This window comes from Pseudorhodoplanes sp. (assembly GCF_035565855.1).
Taxonomy (GTDB): Bacteria; Pseudomonadota; Alphaproteobacteria; order Rhizobiales; family Xanthobacteraceae; genus Pseudorhodoplanes.
Map to the genome: position 1 here is coordinate 1 of NZ_DATMRX010000294.1, position 17275 is coordinate 17275.

Here is a 17275-nt window from a genome sequence, read left to right on the forward strand (position 1 = left end):
CCGATCGCGACATCGCCGAACTGAAAGACATGCTGATCTGGAGCCTGATCGCAGGCATGGCGATCGGCGCCATGGCCGGGCTCTCGATCGTGCTCGCCTTGTTCGGGGTGCGGCGCTGGATCATGCGCAGCGCGCTCGCGCTGCTCGCAGTCGTCTCGCTCGGCGGCATCGGCATCACGGTCGCCGCCTATGACTGGCCGAAATCGTCCGGCCTGCCGGTCGTGCAATACGAGCTGCGGTTGCCGCAGGGCGTGGCGCTTCCGCCCATGAGCGACCTCCGGCTGACGCAATGGCAGGGCCAATCGGGACACGGGATCTACATCGCCCGCACCGGCATCGTGGACGGACGTGCCGAAATTGCAGGCAGCTTTGTGATCGGACGCGGCAGCGAGGATTCGGAGATGGAGCTTGACCTCGCACCCAATGTCGAATCACGCTGGCGCATCCCCTACAAGAACGATGCGCCGCTCGAGAAGGCGTTCGGTCCCTGGCAGCGCATCGAACTCCTGCCCTCGCCCCGCGGCGACACCACACCTTTGCCCGCGGGCGAATACCACATCCGCTATCGCGTCCGCAGATACATGTGACAGCCATGTCACTGCGATAGACACCGCGAAGGTCCGCCGTTAGCGTTGCGCTTTGCCTTGCGGCAAGGGGAGACGACATGTCCTACCAGCAGCCCATCCGGCAGCCGGGCGAACCGGTCCCGTCCTCGGAAGAACGCAACTGGGCGATCGCGGTCTGGCTGCTCTATCTCGGCGGTCACATTACGTTCATCACGGTGATCGCGGGCCTGGTCATCGCCTATATGAAGCGCGCACAATTCGCAGGCACGCCTTACGAATCGCACATGACCTCCGCGATCCGAACTTTCTGGATCGCATTGATCGGCGGCATCGTCTCGGCGGTGCTGATCTTCGTCCTGGTTGGCATCCCGCTTCTGATCGCGCTGGTGATCTGGACAATCTTCCGATGCGTGCGCGGCCTCGTGCGCGCCATCAACGGCGAGCCGATCGCCGACCCGAATGGATGGTTGTGAGCGATCGCGAGCGCGACACTGGATTTCCTGCAACGGAGGCGTCATGTCGGTCCGGGAGCCGGTCAAACCCTGTGTAGAACGCAGCGCCGCGATCGCGGTGTGGCTGCTGTATCTTGCCGGCTATCTGACGCTCGTGACGTTTTTCATCGGACTGGCGGTGGCCTATCTGAAGCGCGCGCAGTGCGGCGGTTCGGCTTATGCTTCGCACATGACGTCCGCGATCTACACCTTCTGGATCACCGCATCGGTCGGGTTGATCGGCTTCTATCTCAGCTTCTTCGATATCGGCATTCCGATCCTGGTCGCCCTCGCGGCCTGGCTGCTCTACCGCTGCCTGCGCGGACTGAACAATGCTCTCAACGGCGTGCCGATCGAGGACCCGACCGGCTGGCTGTAAAGGTTACGTCCTGCTCCGGCCCGAAGACGACCCGCGTCGCTACGCTGCCCGTTCGTATCGCAAATTGCCAGGGATCGCCTCGATGAACATTGCAACGGCTCTGATCGCATTCGTCCTTTCGCTCGTGATGTCGCAGGTCGCACACGCAAGGATCGAACGATTTCCCTCCGAAATGCGGGTTCACAAGATCCAGACGGAGGGCGCAACAATTCACGTGCGCGTGGGCGGCCATGGACCGGCCGTGGTCATGCTGCACGGATTTGGCGATACCGGCGATATGTGGGCGCCGCTCGCAAAGGCGCTGATCAAGGATCACACGGTCATCGTCCCCGACCTGCGCGGCATGGGCTACTCGTCCTATCCAGACACTGGCTATGACAAGAAAACGCAAGGCATCGACATTGCGACCGTGATGGACAAGCTCAAGGTCCAGCGCGCAGCACTCGTGACTCACGATATCGGCAACATGGTGGGCTATGCACTGGCCGCTCAAAACCCGGATCGCATCACCAAATGGGTGGTCATCGACGCGCCATTGCCGGGGATCGGCAGCTGGGACGAAATCCTGAAAAGCCCGCTGCTCTGGCATTTCAACTTTCGCGGCCCGGACATGGACAGGCTGGTGAAGGGACGCGAGCGCATCTATCTCGACCGCTTCTGGAACGAACTGTCAGCCGATCCGAAAGCGATCGATGAGGCCACGCGCCGGCATTATGCGAAAATCTACGCGCGTCCCGGAGCAATGCATGCCGCGTTCGAGCAATTCGCCACGTTCAACACCAAGGACGTTGCCGACAACAAGGCCTTTCAAGCCAAAGGCAAGCTGACATTTCCGATCCTTGCGCTCGGCGCGGAAAAATCGTTCGGCGATCAGCAAGCGGCGGTCATGCGCGAAGTCGGAACGAATGTGGAAGGCGGAATTATCGCGAAGTCCGGCCACTGGATCATGGAGGAGCAGCCGGATCAGACCGTCAGGCTGATCCGCGCGTTTCTCGACAGGACGTGAGCGCTCACGCCCGGCCCGGATAATTCGGGCTCTCGCGCGTGATGGTCACGTCGTGGACATGGCTCTCGCGCAGGCCCGCGCTCGTGATCTTCACGAAGGTGGCCTTGCGGTGGAAGTCCTGGACATCCTTCGCGCCGACATAACCCATCGCCGCGCGCAGGCCGCCGGCCAGCTGGTGCAGCACGGTCGAGGTCGGCCCCTTGTAAGGCACCTGCCCTTCGACGCCTTCCGGCACGAGCTTCAGCGTATCCTTGATGTCCTGCTGGAAATAGCGATCGGCCGAGCCGCGCGCCATCGCCCCGACCGAGCCCATGCCGCGATAACTCTTGTATGACCGGCCCTGATAGAGAAACACCTCGCCGGGCGTCTCGTCCGTGCCGGCAAGCAGAGAGCCCACCATCGCGCAATCCGCACCGGCCGCGATCGCCTTGGCAAGATCGCCGGAATATTTGATGCCGCCATCGGCGATCACCGGCGTGTCCGTTTCGCGCGCAGCTTCCACGGCGTCCATGATGGCTGTCAGTTGCGGCACGCCGACGCCCGCGACGATGCGGGTGGTGCAGATCGAACCCGGTCCGATGCCGACCTTGATCGAGTCCGCGCCGCTATCGATCAGCGCCTTGGCGCCGTCCGCCGTTGCAACATTGCCGGCGACCACCTGCACCTTGTTGGATTGCCGCTTGATGCGCTTCACCGCTTCGAGGACATGCCGCGAATGGCCGTGCGCGGTATCGACCACGACGAGATCGACGCCCGCGGCGATCAGCCGTTCGGTCCGGTCGAAGCCCTTGTCGCCGACCGTGGTCGCGGCTGCGACGCGCAGGCGCCCCTGCTCGTCCTTGCAGGCATTGGGATTGGCGACCGCCTTCTCGATGTCCTTGACGGTGATCAGGCCGACGCAGTGATAATCGGCGTCGACCACCAGAAGCTTCTCGATCCGGAATTGGTGCAGGAGCCGCTTGGCTTCTTCCTGTGCGACGCCCTCGCGCACCGTGACCAGGCGCTCCTTGGTCATCAGTTCGGAGACTTTCTGCGACGGATCGGTAGCGAAACGAACGTCGCGGTTGGTCAGGATGCCGACCAGCTTGCCGGTGCCGCTGCGTCCTGCGCCTTCGACCACCGGAATGCCGGAAATGCCGTGCTCCTTCATCAGGGCAAAGGCATCGGCCAGCGTCGCGTCCGGCGAGATGGTCAGCGGATTGACCACCATGCCGGATTCGAACTTCTTCACCTGACGGACCTGCGCGGCCTGCTCATCGGGCTCCATGTTGCGATGGATGACGCCGATGCCGCCCGCCTGCGCCATGGCGATCGCCATCCGCGCTTCGGTGACGGTGTCCATGGCCGAGGCCACGATCGGGAGATTGAGGAAGATGTCCCGCGTGATGCGGGAGCGGACATCGACTTCGGATGGCAGAACGTCGGACAGACCCGGTTGCAGCAATACGTCGTCGAAAGTCAGCGCCTCGCGCGGGGCGCCGTTGAAGCCATTTGATGAGGGGTGTGCCATTGCCCTACCTAGCGACGGATTCGGGCACCCGCAAGGCGGGTCTGCCGTCTGAACCACAGGTTGGCACGGGCGGATAGCACGGCCGGACCGGTCCGTCACGACACGCGCTGCGTCATCCCACGCATTATTTACGCGAACTCTACCGAGACGGGCTGACATGCTCCGGGCGCAAGGCGGCCGGCCCGTCATCCGGGTCCTCACATTGGCCTTCGTATTGGCCTTGGCATCGCGGTCCACTAATCTGAGCCGGCCCGGCGAGAGGATGACGCCTTGCGCTTTTCGTACCTTCTCATTGCGTTCCTGATCTGCCTCGCATGCTGCAGCACCGCGCAGGCGGCCAGGCGGGTCGCGCTTGTGATCGGCAACAATGCCTATGGCGAGGTGCCGCCGCTCGCCAAGGCGGTCGGCGACGCGCAGGCGATCGCGGCGACATTGCGCGGCCTCGGCTTCGACGTCATCACCGTGACCGATGCCGGGCGCGCACGCATGGCGCGGGCGCTGGTCGATTTCGAAACGCGGGTATCGCCGGGCGACACGGCTGTGTTCTTCTTCGCCGGGCATGGCGTCGCGCTGGACGGCGGCAATTACCTGATGCCGACCGACGTGCCGAACGTCACCGAAGCGCAGCGCAATCTGTTGCGCAGCGAAGGCTTTCTCGCCGACGACATTGCCGAGCGGCTGCGCGAGCGCGGCGCTGCGACCACCGTGATGATCCTCGACGCCTGCCGCAACAATCCGTTCAAGGCCGGCGCCGGCCGCTCGATCGGCCAGTCCCGCGGCCTGCAGCGCATGGAAACGCGGCGCGGCCTGTTCGTGATGTTTTCCGCGGGCGCGGGTCAGGAGGCGCTGGACCGGCTCGGCGACGACGACACCCATCCGAATTCGGTGTTCACGCGGCTGTTCGTCGATCTTGTGAAGCGGCCCGACCTCGACCTGATCGATGTCGCCAAGGAATTGCAGATCGAGGTGCCGAAGCTCGCGCAAAAGGTCGGCCACGAGCAATTGCCGGCCTATTACGACCAGATTCCCGGCCGCATCTTTCTCGCGCGCACCGATGGAAGCCAAACGCCGCCACCCGCGCGGCCGACACCTGCGCCTCAGGTCTCGGCGTCGTCCGCACCGGCGCCATCCGCGCCGACGTCACCGCCGCCTGCAAAGGTCACGCCTGCCGCACCCCAAGTCGCGGCGCTCCCACCGCGCGAGACGTATCGCGTGTTGAACAATGTCTCCCAAGGCATCCACAACATGCGGACAGGGCCCGGCACGAACTTTTCACTCGTGGTGTCGATTCCGGCCGGGGCAACCGGCCTTGTGGTCGGCCGGTGCCAAAAGCCGCAGGATCGGCGGTCGGCGCATCCGTGGTGCGAGGTCAGCTGGCGGGGACATGCCGGCTGGACCTCGGCCTGCTGCATCGTCGGAGAACGCAGCGGCGCACTGCCGCGATGACAGCGGGCGCTACGGCGACCTTTAGGGCCGCCAGTTCGCCGGCGGGCCGTGCCGCTCGATCGCCTCGACCAGTTCGCGATGCTTGCGATCCTCGCGCCGCATGTAGATCGCGATGATCGCGTGCGCCGGCGCGATCAGCCACAGGAACGGCGACAGCGTCAAAAGCCCGATCACCAGGAACACAACGAACAGGGCGGCGTTGAAGATGGCCGCAAAAATCTGTCCGTTCAGCAGCAACGCCAACGGCGGCAGAAAGAACGCCAGAACGTAGATCATTCCAGTGAACCTCCCCGGCCGAGACAGCGCGGCCTTTCGCAGCCATTCCATGTAGGAAGGGCAGCCCCCGGCGCAAGGCTTTGCGCCTGCGCCACACCGAAATGCTACAACGCCCGCTTCCTCGACCCGCCGGACCCTCCATGCAGCATCATCCGCGTCTCGTGCCGCTGATCGTCGCGTGCGCGCTGTTCATGGAGAATCTCGATTCGACGGTCATCGCCACCTCGCTCCCGGCCATCGCCGCCGACATCGGCGCAAACCCGCTGGCGCTGAAACTCGCGGTCACGTCCTACCTTCTCTCACTCGCCGTCTTCATTCCGGCGAGCGGCTGGACCGCCGACCGCTTCGGCGCGCGCCGCGTCTTTGCCGCGGCGATCTTCGTCTTCATGCTGGGATCGATCGGCTGCGCGATGGCAAGCTCGCTGGAAGGCTTTGTCGTCGCGCGCATCGTGCAGGGCATGGGCGGCGCGATGATGACGCCGGTCGGCCGGCTCGTGCTGGTCCGCACCATCGAGAAGCGCGAGCTGGTCAGCGCCATGGCCTGGGTGACGATCCCGGCGCTGATCGGCCCCGTGGTCGGACCGCCGGTCGGCGGTTTCATCACCACTTATGCGTCGTGGCACTGGATCTTCCTGATCAACATCCCGATCGGCATCGTCGGCATCGTGCTGGTGCTGCTCTATATCGATCCGGTCCCTGCCGAACATCAGGAGCCGTTCGACGGCGTCGGCATGCTGCTCGCCGGACTGGGCGTCGCCGGCCTCGCATTCGGGCTCTCCGTCGCGGGCCTCGACATGCTGCCATGGCCCATCACCACAGCCCTCGTGGCCGGCGGCGCCTTGTCGATGACCGCATATCTCTTTCACGCCAGAAAAATCCCGGCGCCGATCCTCGATTTCTCGCTGCTGCGCTACGCGACCTTCAACGCCAGTCTGGTCGGCGGCTTCCTGTTCCGGCTCGGCATCGGCGCGATCCCGTTCCTGCTGCCGCTGATGCTGCAGACCGGATTCCACATGAGCCCGTTTCAGTCCGGGCTCGTCACCTTCGCCGGTGCGCTCGGTGCCATCGGCATGAAGACCGTGGCGGCGCGCACCATCAACCGCTTCGGCTTCCGGCGTGTGCTGATCGCCAATGCCCTCATCAGTTCGGCCTTCATCGCCGCGATTGCCGTATTCCGGCCCGGCATGCCGGTCACGATCCTGATCGTGATCCTCCTGATCGGCGGGTTCTTTCGCGCGCTGGAATTCACCGCGGCGAACACCATCGCCTATGCCGAAATCGAGCCGCGTCGCATGAGCCGGGCGACAGCGCTCGCCTCGGTCGGTCAGCAATTGGCGATCTCGGCGGGGGTCGCGGTCGGCGCGCTGATGGTCGAGATGTCGCTGACCTTCCGCGGCGCAAGCGAATTCACGCCGGCCGATTTCACGCCGGCCTTCCTCGTGGTTGCGGCGATTTCGGCGACCTCGGCGTTGTGGTTCTGGCGCTTGCCAGCCGATGCGGGCGCCGAAATGTCCGGTCGCGTGCCAGTCAAGGTCGAAGCCGAGACCGAGTCCGAAGAGAAGGCAGAGCCGATCGCCGCTGCGGAAACGTCCGATCAACGTCTCGGCTGACCAGGGCGGTCGGACTTCAGAGCAACTGCGGTCGAGGTGGAATCGCTTGGCCCGGTTTTGTCATGCCCCGCGAAGGCGGCGCATCGCGTAAATTCCGAAAACGGTGGTGTTTACTGGATCGCGCCCGCTTTCGCGGGCGATGACAGCGACAGCTTCTGTAAGTCAGAAGTCGTCTGCAAAACGCAAGACGCTCCGCTCGTCCCCGCCCAAAGGCGGGGACTCGGAGCATCGTAAGTTCTGGAGGCTACATGCTCCGCATTCCCGCTTGCGCGGGAATGAGCGAAGTCAGAAAGCGTCAGACCGCTTCCTTCAGTTCCTTGGCCGGGCGGAATGCCACCTTCTTGCTGGCCTTGATCTTGATCGCCTCTCCGGTCGCCGGATTGCGCCCCATGCGGGCAGCACGCTTGCGGACCTGAAGGATGCCGAGGCCGGTGAGCCGGATGCGCTCGCCCTTCTTCAGGTGCTTGGTGATCAGAGCCACGAGGTCGTTGAGCATCGCCTCGCCCTGCTTCTTGGTGATCTGATGCTCTTCGGCAATCGTTGCGGCCAGTTGCTTGAGCGTGATCTTGTTCGGTCCTGCGGCCTTCGGCGCCGCCGACTTCTTCGCTGCCGGCTTCGCTGCCGCCGCCTTTGCCTTGGTTTTTGGTTTTGCCGCCATGGAAAATGCCCTCTTAGAAGCGCGGTGTGCGCGAAGCTTCGCATTAAGAGATTCGCAACCGCTTGCGAAGGGAAAGCGCGGCTCCGCGTGCGAAAAGTGTCGATAAATCGGGCTTGTCGCACTTTTGCGACGCGGAAAGGCCTTTGAATTATGGCTTTTGGGCACCGAAGGCACAAAAACGGCCTTCCCAGTGGCAATATTTGACGTGCAAGCCGATACTCGGAGGCGATCGATCCGTTGGCGAGGCTCAATGACAAGACCAGTTCTGGCGCTGCTTTTCCTCACCTTCCTCTCCGCGCAGGCCGCCTTCGCCCAAACCAATTGTCCGGTTTGCGCCGAGGCGGCGAAGTTGCGTGACGCACTCCAGAAGATGCAGGCCGGTCCCGCGACCACAAGCGCCGAGGCGGAAAGCCTCGGCAAACAAGGCCTCGCGCTTCTCGGCGCATTTGCCGACAACCCGCCACCGCCCAAGCAGGGCCGCGCCGCCTTCGAAGCGCTGGTGAACCTCAGCGCCTATGCCGCGCCTGTCACAAAAAGCGGGGACTACGAGAAGGCGCTGGCCGCCATCGGGCTGAAGAATCCCGATTACCGCAAGCGCTACCAGGCCATGGTTCGCAAGGGCATTCGCGCGAAGAACCGCCGCGAATCCTGCCAGATGCGATACCTGCAGACCAATGTGTCGGTGGCCGAATGCAAGCTCCAGGAAGCGGCGAAAGGCGCGAGCGCGAATGAAGCCGCGCGCCTCTGCAACACCGACTACGACCTTGCGCAATGCCTTGCGGCGAAGCGCTAGCAGCGCTCACGCCTGCGGCTCACCCCGGAAGCCGGTCGCCAGCACATAGAGCTCCGCCGAGTCCTGGCGGCTCGCCGCGGGCTTCACATGCTTCACGCTCGCGAAATTGCGTTTGAGCATGGCGAGCAGGTCGCCCTCGGTACCGCCCTGCAGCACCTTGGCGAGGAATGTGCCGCCAGGCTTGAGCACCTCCGCGGCAAACATCGCCGCAGCTTCCACCAATGCGACGATCTTCAGGTGATCGGTCTTGCGATGGCCGGTGGCATTCGCAGCCATGTCGGACAACACGACATCGGCGGGCCCGCCGAGCTTCTCCTTCAGGATGTCCGGCGCCGACGGGTCCAGAAAGTCGAGCACAAGAAAATCGACGCCGGGCACAGGGTCCATCTCGAGGATGTCGATCGCGACCACTTTCCCCTGTTCGCGCCCCTTGCCGTCGGCCGAAAGAACGCGCTGTGACGCGAGCTGACTCCAGCCGCCGGGCGCTGCGCCGAGATCCACGATACGTGCGCCGGGCTTGAGGAATTTCGCCTTGTCGTCGATTTCAGCGAGCTTGTAGACCGCGCGCGACCTGTATCCCTCACGCTTGGCGCGCGCGACATACGGGTCGTTGAGTTGCCGCTCCAGCCAAAGCTTGGAGGAAAGCTTGCGGCCCTTGGCGGTCTTGACGCGCGTCTTCAGGTCGCGGCCGCCGCTGCCTTTGGATGCTTTCGCTTTGGATGCTTTCACGAAGTCCCCGCCTCGCGCCAAACGCCATCGGCGCGCATCATCTGCACCAGCATGCCTTCGCGCAATCCGCGGTCCGCAACGCGCAGCCGCGCGCTCGGGAACGCCCGGCGGATCGCTTCGAGGATCGCGCAGCCGGCCAGCACGAGGTCGGCGCGTTCGGCGCCGATACAGGCATTGCAGACCCGTTCGTCATAGGACATGGCGAGCAGGCGCTCCATCACCTCGGTGACTTCATCGTCCATCATCCAGCAGCCATCCACCCGGCGGCGGTCATAGCGCTTCAATCCGAGATGCACGCCGGCAATCGTGGTGACGGTGCCCGAGGTGCCGAGAAGATGACCGTTGATCCGGTGCTTGCGCTGCTCGCTTGCGAACGGGGCGATGTGATGCGCGGCTTCATCCACCATCGCTTCGAAGATCTCGCGCGTCACGCTGATGCCGCCGTGACGCTCGGCGAGCGTGACGACGCCGACCGGCAGCGAAGTCCAGCCCTGCATCGCCGGCTCCGGCGGACCGCGGCGCGTGGCCCTGGGACGGCCGAGGCTCGCGATCTCCGACGATCCGCCGCCGATATCGAACAGGATTGCGCCGCCGGCATCCGGATCGACCAGCGGCGTGCAGCCGATCGCCGCGAGCATCGCCTCGGTTTCGCGATCCACGATTTCGAGGGACAGACCGACCTCCTCGCGCACCCGGTCGAGGAATGCCTCGCCGTTCTGCGCCTGCCGGCAGGCCTCGGTGGCGATCAGTCGCGCGCGGGTGACACCGCGATTGCGCATTTTGTCGCGGCAGATGCGCAGCACCTCGATCGCACGCGCGATGGCGGGTTCGCCGAGACGGCCCGACGACGTGATGCCTTCGCCGAGCCGGATGATCCTCGAAAAGGCATCGATGACCCGAAATCCTTCATGGGTGGCGCGGGCCACGAGCAGCCGGCAATTGTTGGTGCCAAGATCGAGCGCGGCATAGGTGGGGCCGTAGAGATCGGTTCCCAATGCCGACGGCTCGCGAACCTCGCGGCGCGCATAGTCATAGGGTGCAGCCACGTCCTGCACCGTTCCCTCGGATGAGGGATATCTGGGCGATCCTCGATCCCCCACAAAGTTGGGGCGCGGTCGTCCACCCTGCCCCTCGTCCGCCTTCACGGGCGAATTGGGGCGGGGGCGCTCGCGCGCGGGATCGAGGCCGGTCGCCCGCGCCTCGTCGCTCATCAAGTTCGTCCTGCCGTGCGCCCGGTGGGGCTCTGCGGCGTTGTGTTCAAAGATCAGGCAAAGTCTAGCCCGGTTTTTCGCCGGGGGGAAACCATTCCTCCCCGCGGGGTTGATAGGGTGATCGCCCTGCGGCACCCGGGAGCCTGACATGCCGCTGCCCATCCTTGCCGGATGCGGTCGCCGCCATTATTCGATGATCCCGCCTACCAGCGAGCAATTCCCCGCATGAATATCCGCGAAGACGTCTCAGCGTCGGACGATTGGGCCGTAGCAAAATTCGGTGTCGGCCAACCCGTGCCGCGAACCGAAGATCCGATCCTGGTCCAGGGCAAGGGCCACTACACCGACGACATCCTGCTGCCGGGGCAGGTCTATGCCGTGATGGTGCGCTCGCCCTACGCCCATGGCGTGATCAACGGCATCGATGTTGCGGACGCGGCGGCGATGCCGGGGGTGCTCGGAATCTACACGGCAAAGGATCTCGCCGGCTACGGCACGCTCAAATGCGTCGTGCCGCTCAAGAATCGCGACGGGTCCGAGATGAAGAAGCCGGCCCGCTACGCCCTTGCATCCGACAAGGTGCGCTATGTCGGCGACCCGGTCGCCTTTGTGGTTGCGGAAACCGCAGCGCAAGCGCGCGATGCGGCGGAAGCCGTCGTGCTCGACATCGATCCCCTGCCCGCCGTGACCCTTGCAAGCGCCGCCGCGAAGCCCGACGCGCCACTGATCCACAGCGAGGCGCCGGGTAATGTCGCGCTCGACTATCATTACGGCGATGAGGAGAAGGTCGCCGCCGCCTTTGCACAGGCCGCGCATGTGACAAAGCTCGACTTGCGCAATACGCGTCTCGCGGTCGCGCCGATGGAGCCGCGCGCGGCCATCGCCGAATACGATGCGAAGGCCCAGCATTTCACCCTGCACGCGCAGAGCCAGGGCGTGTTCGGCATGAAGAGCCAGCTTGTCGATATCCTCGGCGTGAAGCCGGACCAGGTGCGCGTCGTGACCGGCAATGTCGGCGGCTCGTTCGGCATGAAGGCGCAGGTCTATCCCGAATATGTCTGCATCCTTCATGCAGCGAAGGTGCTCGGGCGCCCGGTGAAATGGACCGACGACCGCTCCGGCGCCTTCGTGTCGGACGCCTATGGCCGCGACCATGAGGTCACGGCCGAGCTCGCGCTCGACAAGGACGGTCACTTCCTCGCCGTGCGGCTGACGAGCTACGCCAATATGGGCGGCTTCCTTGCGATGGTGGCGCCGCTCCCCGGTACGTTGAATGCGGTGAAGAACACGCCCGGCGTCTACCGGACGCCGCTGCTCGAAGTGTCGGCGAAATGCGTGTTCACCAACACCACGCAGGTCACGGCCTATCGCGGCGCAGGACGCCCCGAGGGCAACTATTATATGGAGCGGCTGATCGACACCGCGGCCAAAGAGATGGGGATCGACCGGCTCGAATTGCGCCGCCGCAACCACATCGCGCCGTCGCAGATTCCGTACGCCGCGTCCTCCGGCATGACCTACGACAGCGGCGACTTCCCCACCGTGTTCGAGGAAGCGCTGGCGAAGGCCGATCTTGCAGGCTTTGCCGCGCGCAAGCGCGAAAGCGAGGCGCGGGGCAAGTTGCGCGGCATCGGCATCGGCTCGTTCCTCGAGGTCACCGCGCCTCCGGGCAAGGAGATGGGCGGCATTCGTTTCGAAGCCAATGGCGACGTCACGATCATCACCGGCACGCTCGATTACGGACAGGGACATGCCACGCCGTTCGCACAGGTGCTGTCGCGTGCGCTCGGGATTCCGTTCGAGCGCATCCGGCTGGTTCAGGGCGACAGCGACCAGCTCATTGCCGGTGGCGGCACCGGCGGCTCGCGCTCGATCACCGCGAGTGGCGCTGCGATTCTCGAAGCGTCGGCCCAGGTGATCGAGAACGGCAAGGCGATCGCCTCGCACGTGCTGGAAGCCTCTCCCGCCGATATCGAATTCGAGCGCGGCCGCTTCGTGATCGCAGGAACCGATCGCGCGATCGGCATCATGGAGCTTGCGGAAAAATTGCGGACCGGTCTGACTCTGCCGGATGGCACGCCCGCGACGCTGGACGCGAGCATCATTCAGGACGGCGTGGCGTCGAGCTTCCCGAATGGATGCCACGTCGCGGAGGTGGAGATCGATCCGGAGACCGGCGAAGTCGACGTCGTTCGCTATTCGTCGGTGAATGACTTCGGCACCATCGTCAATCCGCTGCTGGTGCAGGGCCAGGTCCATGGCGGCGTCGTTCAGGGCATCGGACAGGCGCTGATGGAAAACGCCGTCTATGACGAGGACGGGCAATTGCTCACCGGTTCGTTCCAGGATTACGCGATGCCGCGTGCGCATCACTTTCCGGATATCGGCTTTGTCAGCCATCCGGTTCCCGCGACCACGAACCCGCTCGGCACCAAGGGCTGCGGCGAAGCCGGCTGCGCCGGGGCGCTGGTCTGCGTGATGAATGCGGTGGTCGATGCCCTGTCGGTCTATGGCATCCGCCATATCGACATGCCGGCCTCGCCCGCGCGCGTGTGGGCCGCGATCCAGGCCGCGAAACAGGCGAAGGCCGCATAGCTGCCCACGCCTTGACGCACCAACGTCCGCGGCGTAAAGCGGTCATTGATCCGTGGTCATTTGAGCCGGCCGGCTTGCAGCCACGTAAAACAAATCGCTAAAAGGCCGGGGACACGTGTGCCCGGCCCGGACTTCCGGCCGGGATTTTTTGTGCCTGGAGCCTGCCATGTCGTCCTCTGAAACCAAATCGCCGCGCCGCGACTTCCGCCCCGAAACCCGCCTCGTTCATCACGGCATCCTGCGCTCGCAATTTGCCGAAACGTCGGAGGCGTTGTTCCTGACACAGGGCTATGTCTACGAGACTGCGGCTCAGGCGGAGGCGCGCTTCAAGGGCGAAAGTCCGGGCTTTCAATATTCGCGTTTCGCCAATCCGACCGTGCGGATGTTCGAGACCCGCATCGCCGATTTCGAGGGCGCCGAGGATTCCCGCTCGACGGCGACCGGCATGGCGGCCGTCACTCTCGCGCTGATGGGTCAGGTCAAGGCCGGCGATCACGTCGTCGCCTCCCGCGCGATGTTCGGCTCGTGTCTTTACGTCGTCGAGGAATTGCTGCCGCGCTTCGGCGTCGCTTCGACGCTGGTCGATGGCAAGGACCTCGATCAGTGGAGGAAGGCGGTGCGCCCGAACACCAAGACCTTCTTCATGGAGACGCCGGCCAATCCGACGCTGGAAGTCATCGATATCGAAGCGGTCGCAAAGATCGCCCATGATGCCGGCGCCACGCTCACCGTCGACAACGTGTTCTCCACCCCGCTGTGGCAGAGTCCGCTCAAGCTCGGCGCCGATTGCGTGGTCTATTCCACGACCAAACACATCGACGGACAGGGCCGATGTCTCGGCGGCGTCGTGCTTGGCTCGGCGCAGTTCATCCAGGACAACATCCATAACCTGCACCGGCAGACCGGCCCCTCGATGTCGCCGTTCAATGCCTGGGTCATGCTCAAGGGGCTTGAGACGCTCCCCTTGCGCGTGCGTCAGCAAACCGAGAATGCCGCCAAGGTCGCGGACTTCCTCGCCGGACATCCGAAGGTGTCCCGTCTGATCTATTGTGGCCGGGCGGACCATCCGCAGGCCGACATCATCAAGCGCCAGATGACGGGCGGCTCCAACCTCGTCGCGTTCGAAGTGAAAGGCGGCAAGAAGGCCGCCTTCGCCGTGCAGGACGCGCTGCAGGTGGTGAAGATCTCCAACAATCTCGGCGACGCCAAGAGCCTGATCACGCATCCGGCGACCACCACGCATCAGCGCATCACGCCCCAGGCGCGCGCCGATCTCGGCATCACCGACGGTTTCCTGCGGCTATCGGTCGGCCTCGAGCATCCCGACGACATCGTCGAGGATCTGTCGCTCGCCCTCGACGCGGCCTGACAGGAACGGAAGGGCGTCGCTTGCGTTTGTGGATCGCCGCAAGGAGTGCATCATGCCCAAAGAGCCTCGCCCGCTTTCCGAAAACCTCGATCACCTCAAGACGGAGGACGAGATGCAGCGCGAGCGCCTCGGCCCCCGCGGCGTTCCGGGCGAGCCCGATCCCGCGCGCATGACCCCGCAGCAGGAGAAGAACACGCCGCGCGACCCGGACGACGGGCACCCGGCCTGATCGGCGAATAAACTTCAGATCGAGGCGCGGCGGGCGGCAGCCTTATCGCGCTGTCGCGGCCCGCGTTTTCGGCGCCGCTGCGGTCCGCTTTGCGTGCTGCACTCTTGCGCCACCGAGCGCGCTGGCGACCACCGGCATCAGGCGCTGTGCCACGACGGTGTGGCCTTCGGCGGACATGTGCAGGCGATCGGGCCCGGTATGCCGCGGCGAATAGCAGGTGCTGCCGGGCACGAACCGCGCACCATATTGAGCGGCGAGCTTCCGGCCGACCGCATCCCATTCCGGAAAGAAGAAGCCGCACAGCACCGCGGGCACCCGGCGCGCGCGGAGCTGCGCGAGAATGCCCTGAATGCGCGCGATAATGACGTCGCGCGGCGTGCCGCGGATCAGATCGTTGTAGCCGCCCTGCACGATCACGAGCCGCGTCCCGGACGGGACGCTCGAGTCGAGCCGCGCGAGCATGCCGCCGAAGGTGTCACCGGAGACGCCGGCATTGGCGATCCGGGCATTATAGCCGCGACGCTGCAGCATCGCGTTCAACTGCGAGGGGAACGCATTGGCTTGTCCGACGCCCCATCCCGCAGTGTTGCTGTCGCCGAGCGCAACGACCAGCGGCTGGGCGGACGCTGCGGTCGCGCCGAGGAGACAGAGGAACGCCGCAACACAATATCGAAGGAGAATTGAACCGTCGGGGATCAGCGCCGCCATGAGATTTCGCTCACCAACGAGTGGAGTTGCAAAAAGGGAAAGCGTTGCGTCCCGGCGCCCGGCATCGCTGAAGAGACGCAAGCCGCCCGCACGAGAAGCGCGGGGCGAGCCTTGCGAATCCTAGCGGCGCTCAGGCAGCGCGACAACATACGGTTGCGGCGATGAACAATTATCGCAACGCGCTCTCGCAAAGCTGCGGGAGTGGAAAGTCGCCAGAGAGGAGACGTGAGTCGCCGTTGCCGGGATGCGCAGCTGCCGCGATACGGTCGCCGGCATTTTTACTAAAGGTTGGCTGGGGAACTAGGATTCGAACCTAGATTAACGGAGTCAGAGTCCGCTGTTCTACCATTGAACTATTCCCCAATGGCCGCCGGAGACGAGCCGTCGCTGTCTCCCGGGCATCGGAATCGGCCCCTAGATATACGGCCCCGTCCGCATTTTCAAATGCGCATCTATCGGCGCGCGTCCCGGCCGCGCGGGCGCGGTGGCGGCGCCTGCTCGTCGGCCTCGCGGCAGAAGATCCCGCAATAGAAGCGCTCGGCGCCGAGCTGCCAGGCCGGCAATTCCTCAAGGCAGCGGCCGCAGCCGGCACAGAGGAATCCGAACATGGTGGGCCGCTTCGGGTCTGGAGGTAGGATCGGAGGAGTCATTGCGCGGCAGCAACGTCCTGACGCGCCTCACGTTCCCGCCCCCGCCTGGCGCGGGCCGACTGTCCCGGCTTAAGCCCTTCTTAGATCGCGCGGCCTAGTCTCTGCCGATCCCGGCCGCACCGAGCCCCCATGCCGTCTCGCACGATCGCCGCGCCCTGCCCCCCGCCAGCGCTGCCGAAGCCGGCCGAGTTGACCCTGTTCGGGCTGTGCATCGCCAATGCGGTGTATCTCGCGGTGGCGCTTTTTCAGGGCACCTGGCTCGTCGGTCCCGACGGCTTTCCGATCGCGACCGACTTCGTGAATGTCTGGGCCGGCGGAAAGCAGGCGTTGTCCGGGAACACGGCCGCGGCCTACGACCCCGCCCTGCACAAGGCCGCCGAGGCTCTTGCTCTCGGCCGCGACTTCGACGGCAGCTATCCGTGGGCCTATCCGCCGACTTTCTTCTTCGCGGCGGCGCCCCTCGCGCTGCTTCCGCTCAGCGTTGCCCATGTCGTCTGGATCGCCGGGACATTCGGGGCCTTTGCCGCGGCGATGGCCGGCATCATGCAGGGCCGTCTCGGGCTCGCCTTCGCCTGCGCCTTCCCCGCGATCGTCGCCAACGCCACGGTCGGCCAGAACGGGTTCCTCACCGCGGCCCTGATCGGCGGGATGCTGGTCTGCCTCGACAGCCGGCCCGTCGTCGCGGGCATCCTCCTTGGCCTTCTCTCCTATAAGCCGCATTTCGGCGTGCTGATCCCGCTCGTGCTGCTGGCCGGCGGCTATTGGCGCGCGCTCATGGCCGCAGCGGCGACGACGCTTCTCCTGATCGCAGCGGCCACGCTCGCCTTCGGCTTCGGTGCATGGGAGGGCTTTATCGAGGCCCTCCGTCACGCCTCGCACGCAACGCTGAGCGAGGGCCTTGCGGACTTCGCCAAGCTGCAAAGCCTGTTCGGGCTCACGCGCCTACTCGGCGGCAGCGAAACGGTGGCCTTCGCGCTCCAATGGATGCTTGCCGGCGCCACGGCCGTGCTCCTGTGCATCCTGTGGCGCAGCCGCGCTCCCTTCAATCT

Annotated in this window: 18 protein-coding genes, 1 tRNA gene and 1 riboswitch; of the genes, 11 read left to right on the plus strand and 8 right to left on the minus strand. The window is 65.0% G+C overall.

The window, feature by feature from the left end; all coding sequences use genetic code 11:
- The 4 genes from VN004_RS16980 to VN004_RS16995 form a co-directional block, all read left to right on the plus strand.
- The coding region (locus VN004_RS16980; protein ID WP_325612484.1) for a hypothetical protein at nucleotides 1-587 on the plus strand (587 nt) is incomplete at its 5' end.
- A 77-nt stretch (nucleotides 588-664) separates the two neighbouring features.
- On the plus strand, nucleotides 665-1039 hold the full coding sequence (locus VN004_RS16985; protein ID WP_325612486.1) for a DUF4870 family protein: 375 nt from the start codon (nucleotides 665-667) through the stop codon (nucleotides 1037-1039).
- Nucleotides 1040-1082: 43 nt separating this feature from the next.
- Nucleotides 1083-1436 (plus strand): hypothetical protein, encoded by a 354-nt coding sequence (locus VN004_RS16990; protein ID WP_325612488.1) that lies wholly within the window; start codon nucleotides 1083-1085, stop codon nucleotides 1434-1436.
- An 82-nt stretch (nucleotides 1437-1518) separates the two neighbouring features.
- Nucleotides 1519-2442 carry an alpha/beta hydrolase gene (locus tag VN004_RS16995; RefSeq protein WP_325612490.1) on the plus strand — a complete coding sequence of 308 codons (924 nt, stop codon included), beginning with the start codon at nucleotides 1519-1521 and terminating at the stop codon, nucleotides 2440-2442.
- A 4-nt stretch (nucleotides 2443-2446) separates the two neighbouring features.
- Here VN004_RS16995 and guaB read toward each other — a convergent pair whose 3' ends face one another.
- Nucleotides 2447-3952, minus strand: a complete 1506-nt coding sequence (gene guaB / locus VN004_RS17000) for an IMP dehydrogenase (RefSeq protein WP_325612493.1) — start codon at nucleotides 3950-3952, stop codon at nucleotides 2447-2449.
- 270 nt (nucleotides 3953-4222) lie between these two features.
- Here guaB and VN004_RS17005 point away from each other — a divergent pair, with 270 nt between their 5' ends.
- Nucleotides 4223-5398, plus strand: coding sequence for a caspase family protein (locus VN004_RS17005; protein ID WP_325612495.1), 1176 nt, complete (start codon nucleotides 4223-4225; stop codon nucleotides 5396-5398).
- 21 nt (nucleotides 5399-5419) lie between these two features.
- On the opposite strand, the gene VN004_RS17010 is transcribed toward VN004_RS17005, so the two are convergent.
- Nucleotides 5420-5674 (minus strand): hypothetical protein, encoded by a 255-nt coding sequence (locus VN004_RS17010; protein WP_325612497.1) that lies wholly within the window; start codon nucleotides 5672-5674, stop codon nucleotides 5420-5422.
- Between the two features lie 140 nt (nucleotides 5675-5814).
- On the opposite strand from VN004_RS17010, the gene VN004_RS17015 reads away from it, so the two are divergent.
- The gene (locus VN004_RS17015; RefSeq protein WP_325612499.1) at nucleotides 5815-7284 is read left to right on the plus strand and encodes a DHA2 family efflux MFS transporter permease subunit; all 1470 of its coding nucleotides are present in this window, start codon (nucleotides 5815-5817) and stop codon (nucleotides 7282-7284) included.
- Between the two features lie 295 nt (nucleotides 7285-7579).
- On the opposite strand, the gene VN004_RS17020 is transcribed toward VN004_RS17015, so the two are convergent.
- Complete coding sequence (locus VN004_RS17020; protein ID WP_325612501.1) at nucleotides 7580-7942, minus strand: HU family DNA-binding protein; 363 nt, start codon at nucleotides 7940-7942, stop codon at nucleotides 7580-7582.
- A gap of 250 nt (nucleotides 7943-8192) precedes the next feature.
- On the opposite strand from VN004_RS17020, the gene VN004_RS17025 reads away from it, so the two are divergent.
- Nucleotides 8193-8735 (plus strand): hypothetical protein, encoded by a 543-nt coding sequence (locus VN004_RS17025; protein ID WP_325612504.1) that lies wholly within the window; start codon nucleotides 8193-8195, stop codon nucleotides 8733-8735.
- Nucleotides 8736-8741: 6 nt separating this feature from the next.
- Here VN004_RS17025 and VN004_RS17030 read toward each other — a convergent pair whose 3' ends face one another.
- Together VN004_RS17030 and VN004_RS17035 are read right to left on the minus strand one after the other, a co-directional pair.
- Nucleotides 8742-9464, minus strand: a complete 723-nt coding sequence (locus tag VN004_RS17030) for an RlmE family RNA methyltransferase (protein ID WP_325612506.1) — start codon at nucleotides 9462-9464, stop codon at nucleotides 8742-8744.
- On the minus strand, nucleotides 9461-10519 hold the full coding sequence (locus VN004_RS17035) for a Ppx/GppA phosphatase family protein (protein ID WP_325612508.1): 1059 nt from the start codon (nucleotides 10517-10519) through the stop codon (nucleotides 9461-9463). The genes VN004_RS17030 and VN004_RS17035 overlap by 4 nt, the downstream gene beginning before the upstream one ends.
- 381 nt (nucleotides 10520-10900) lie before the next feature.
- Between VN004_RS17035 and VN004_RS17040 the strand changes: the two genes are divergently transcribed.
- From VN004_RS17040 to VN004_RS17050, 3 genes are all read left to right on the plus strand, one after another.
- A complete protein-coding gene (locus VN004_RS17040; protein WP_325612510.1) occupies nucleotides 10901-13270 on the plus strand; it encodes a xanthine dehydrogenase family protein molybdopterin-binding subunit in 2370 nt (789 codons plus the stop codon).
- 42 nt (nucleotides 13271-13312) lie between these two features.
- A riboswitch (SAM riboswitch) is annotated at nucleotides 13313-13391 on the plus strand.
- A 45-nt stretch (nucleotides 13392-13436) separates the two neighbouring features.
- Nucleotides 13437-14639: an O-succinylhomoserine sulfhydrylase gene (locus VN004_RS17045; protein ID WP_325612512.1), complete on the plus strand. Its 1203-nt coding sequence runs from the start codon at nucleotides 13437-13439 to the stop codon at nucleotides 14637-14639.
- A 52-nt stretch (nucleotides 14640-14691) separates the two neighbouring features.
- Complete coding sequence (locus VN004_RS17050; RefSeq protein WP_325612515.1) at nucleotides 14692-14868, plus strand: hypothetical protein; 177 nt, start codon at nucleotides 14692-14694, stop codon at nucleotides 14866-14868.
- A gap of 42 nt (nucleotides 14869-14910) precedes the next feature.
- On the opposite strand, the gene VN004_RS17055 is transcribed toward VN004_RS17050, so the two are convergent.
- The 3 genes from VN004_RS17055 to VN004_RS17065 form a co-directional block, all read right to left on the minus strand.
- Nucleotides 14911-15576 carry a GDSL-type esterase/lipase family protein gene (locus VN004_RS17055; protein WP_325612517.1) on the minus strand — a complete coding sequence of 222 codons (666 nt, stop codon included), beginning with the start codon at nucleotides 15574-15576 and terminating at the stop codon, nucleotides 14911-14913.
- A 289-nt stretch (nucleotides 15577-15865) separates the two neighbouring features.
- Nucleotides 15866-15939, minus strand: a tRNA-Gln gene (locus VN004_RS17060).
- 89 nt (nucleotides 15940-16028) lie between these two features.
- Entirely contained in the window at nucleotides 16029-16184 is a 156-nt protein-coding gene (locus VN004_RS17065; protein WP_325612519.1) for a hypothetical protein, read from the minus strand.
- Between the two features lie 171 nt (nucleotides 16185-16355).
- Between VN004_RS17065 and VN004_RS17070 the strand changes: the two genes are divergently transcribed.
- A partial coding sequence (locus VN004_RS17070; RefSeq protein ID WP_325612521.1) for a glycosyltransferase family 87 protein occupies nucleotides 16356-17275 on the plus strand: 920 nt, incomplete at its 3' end.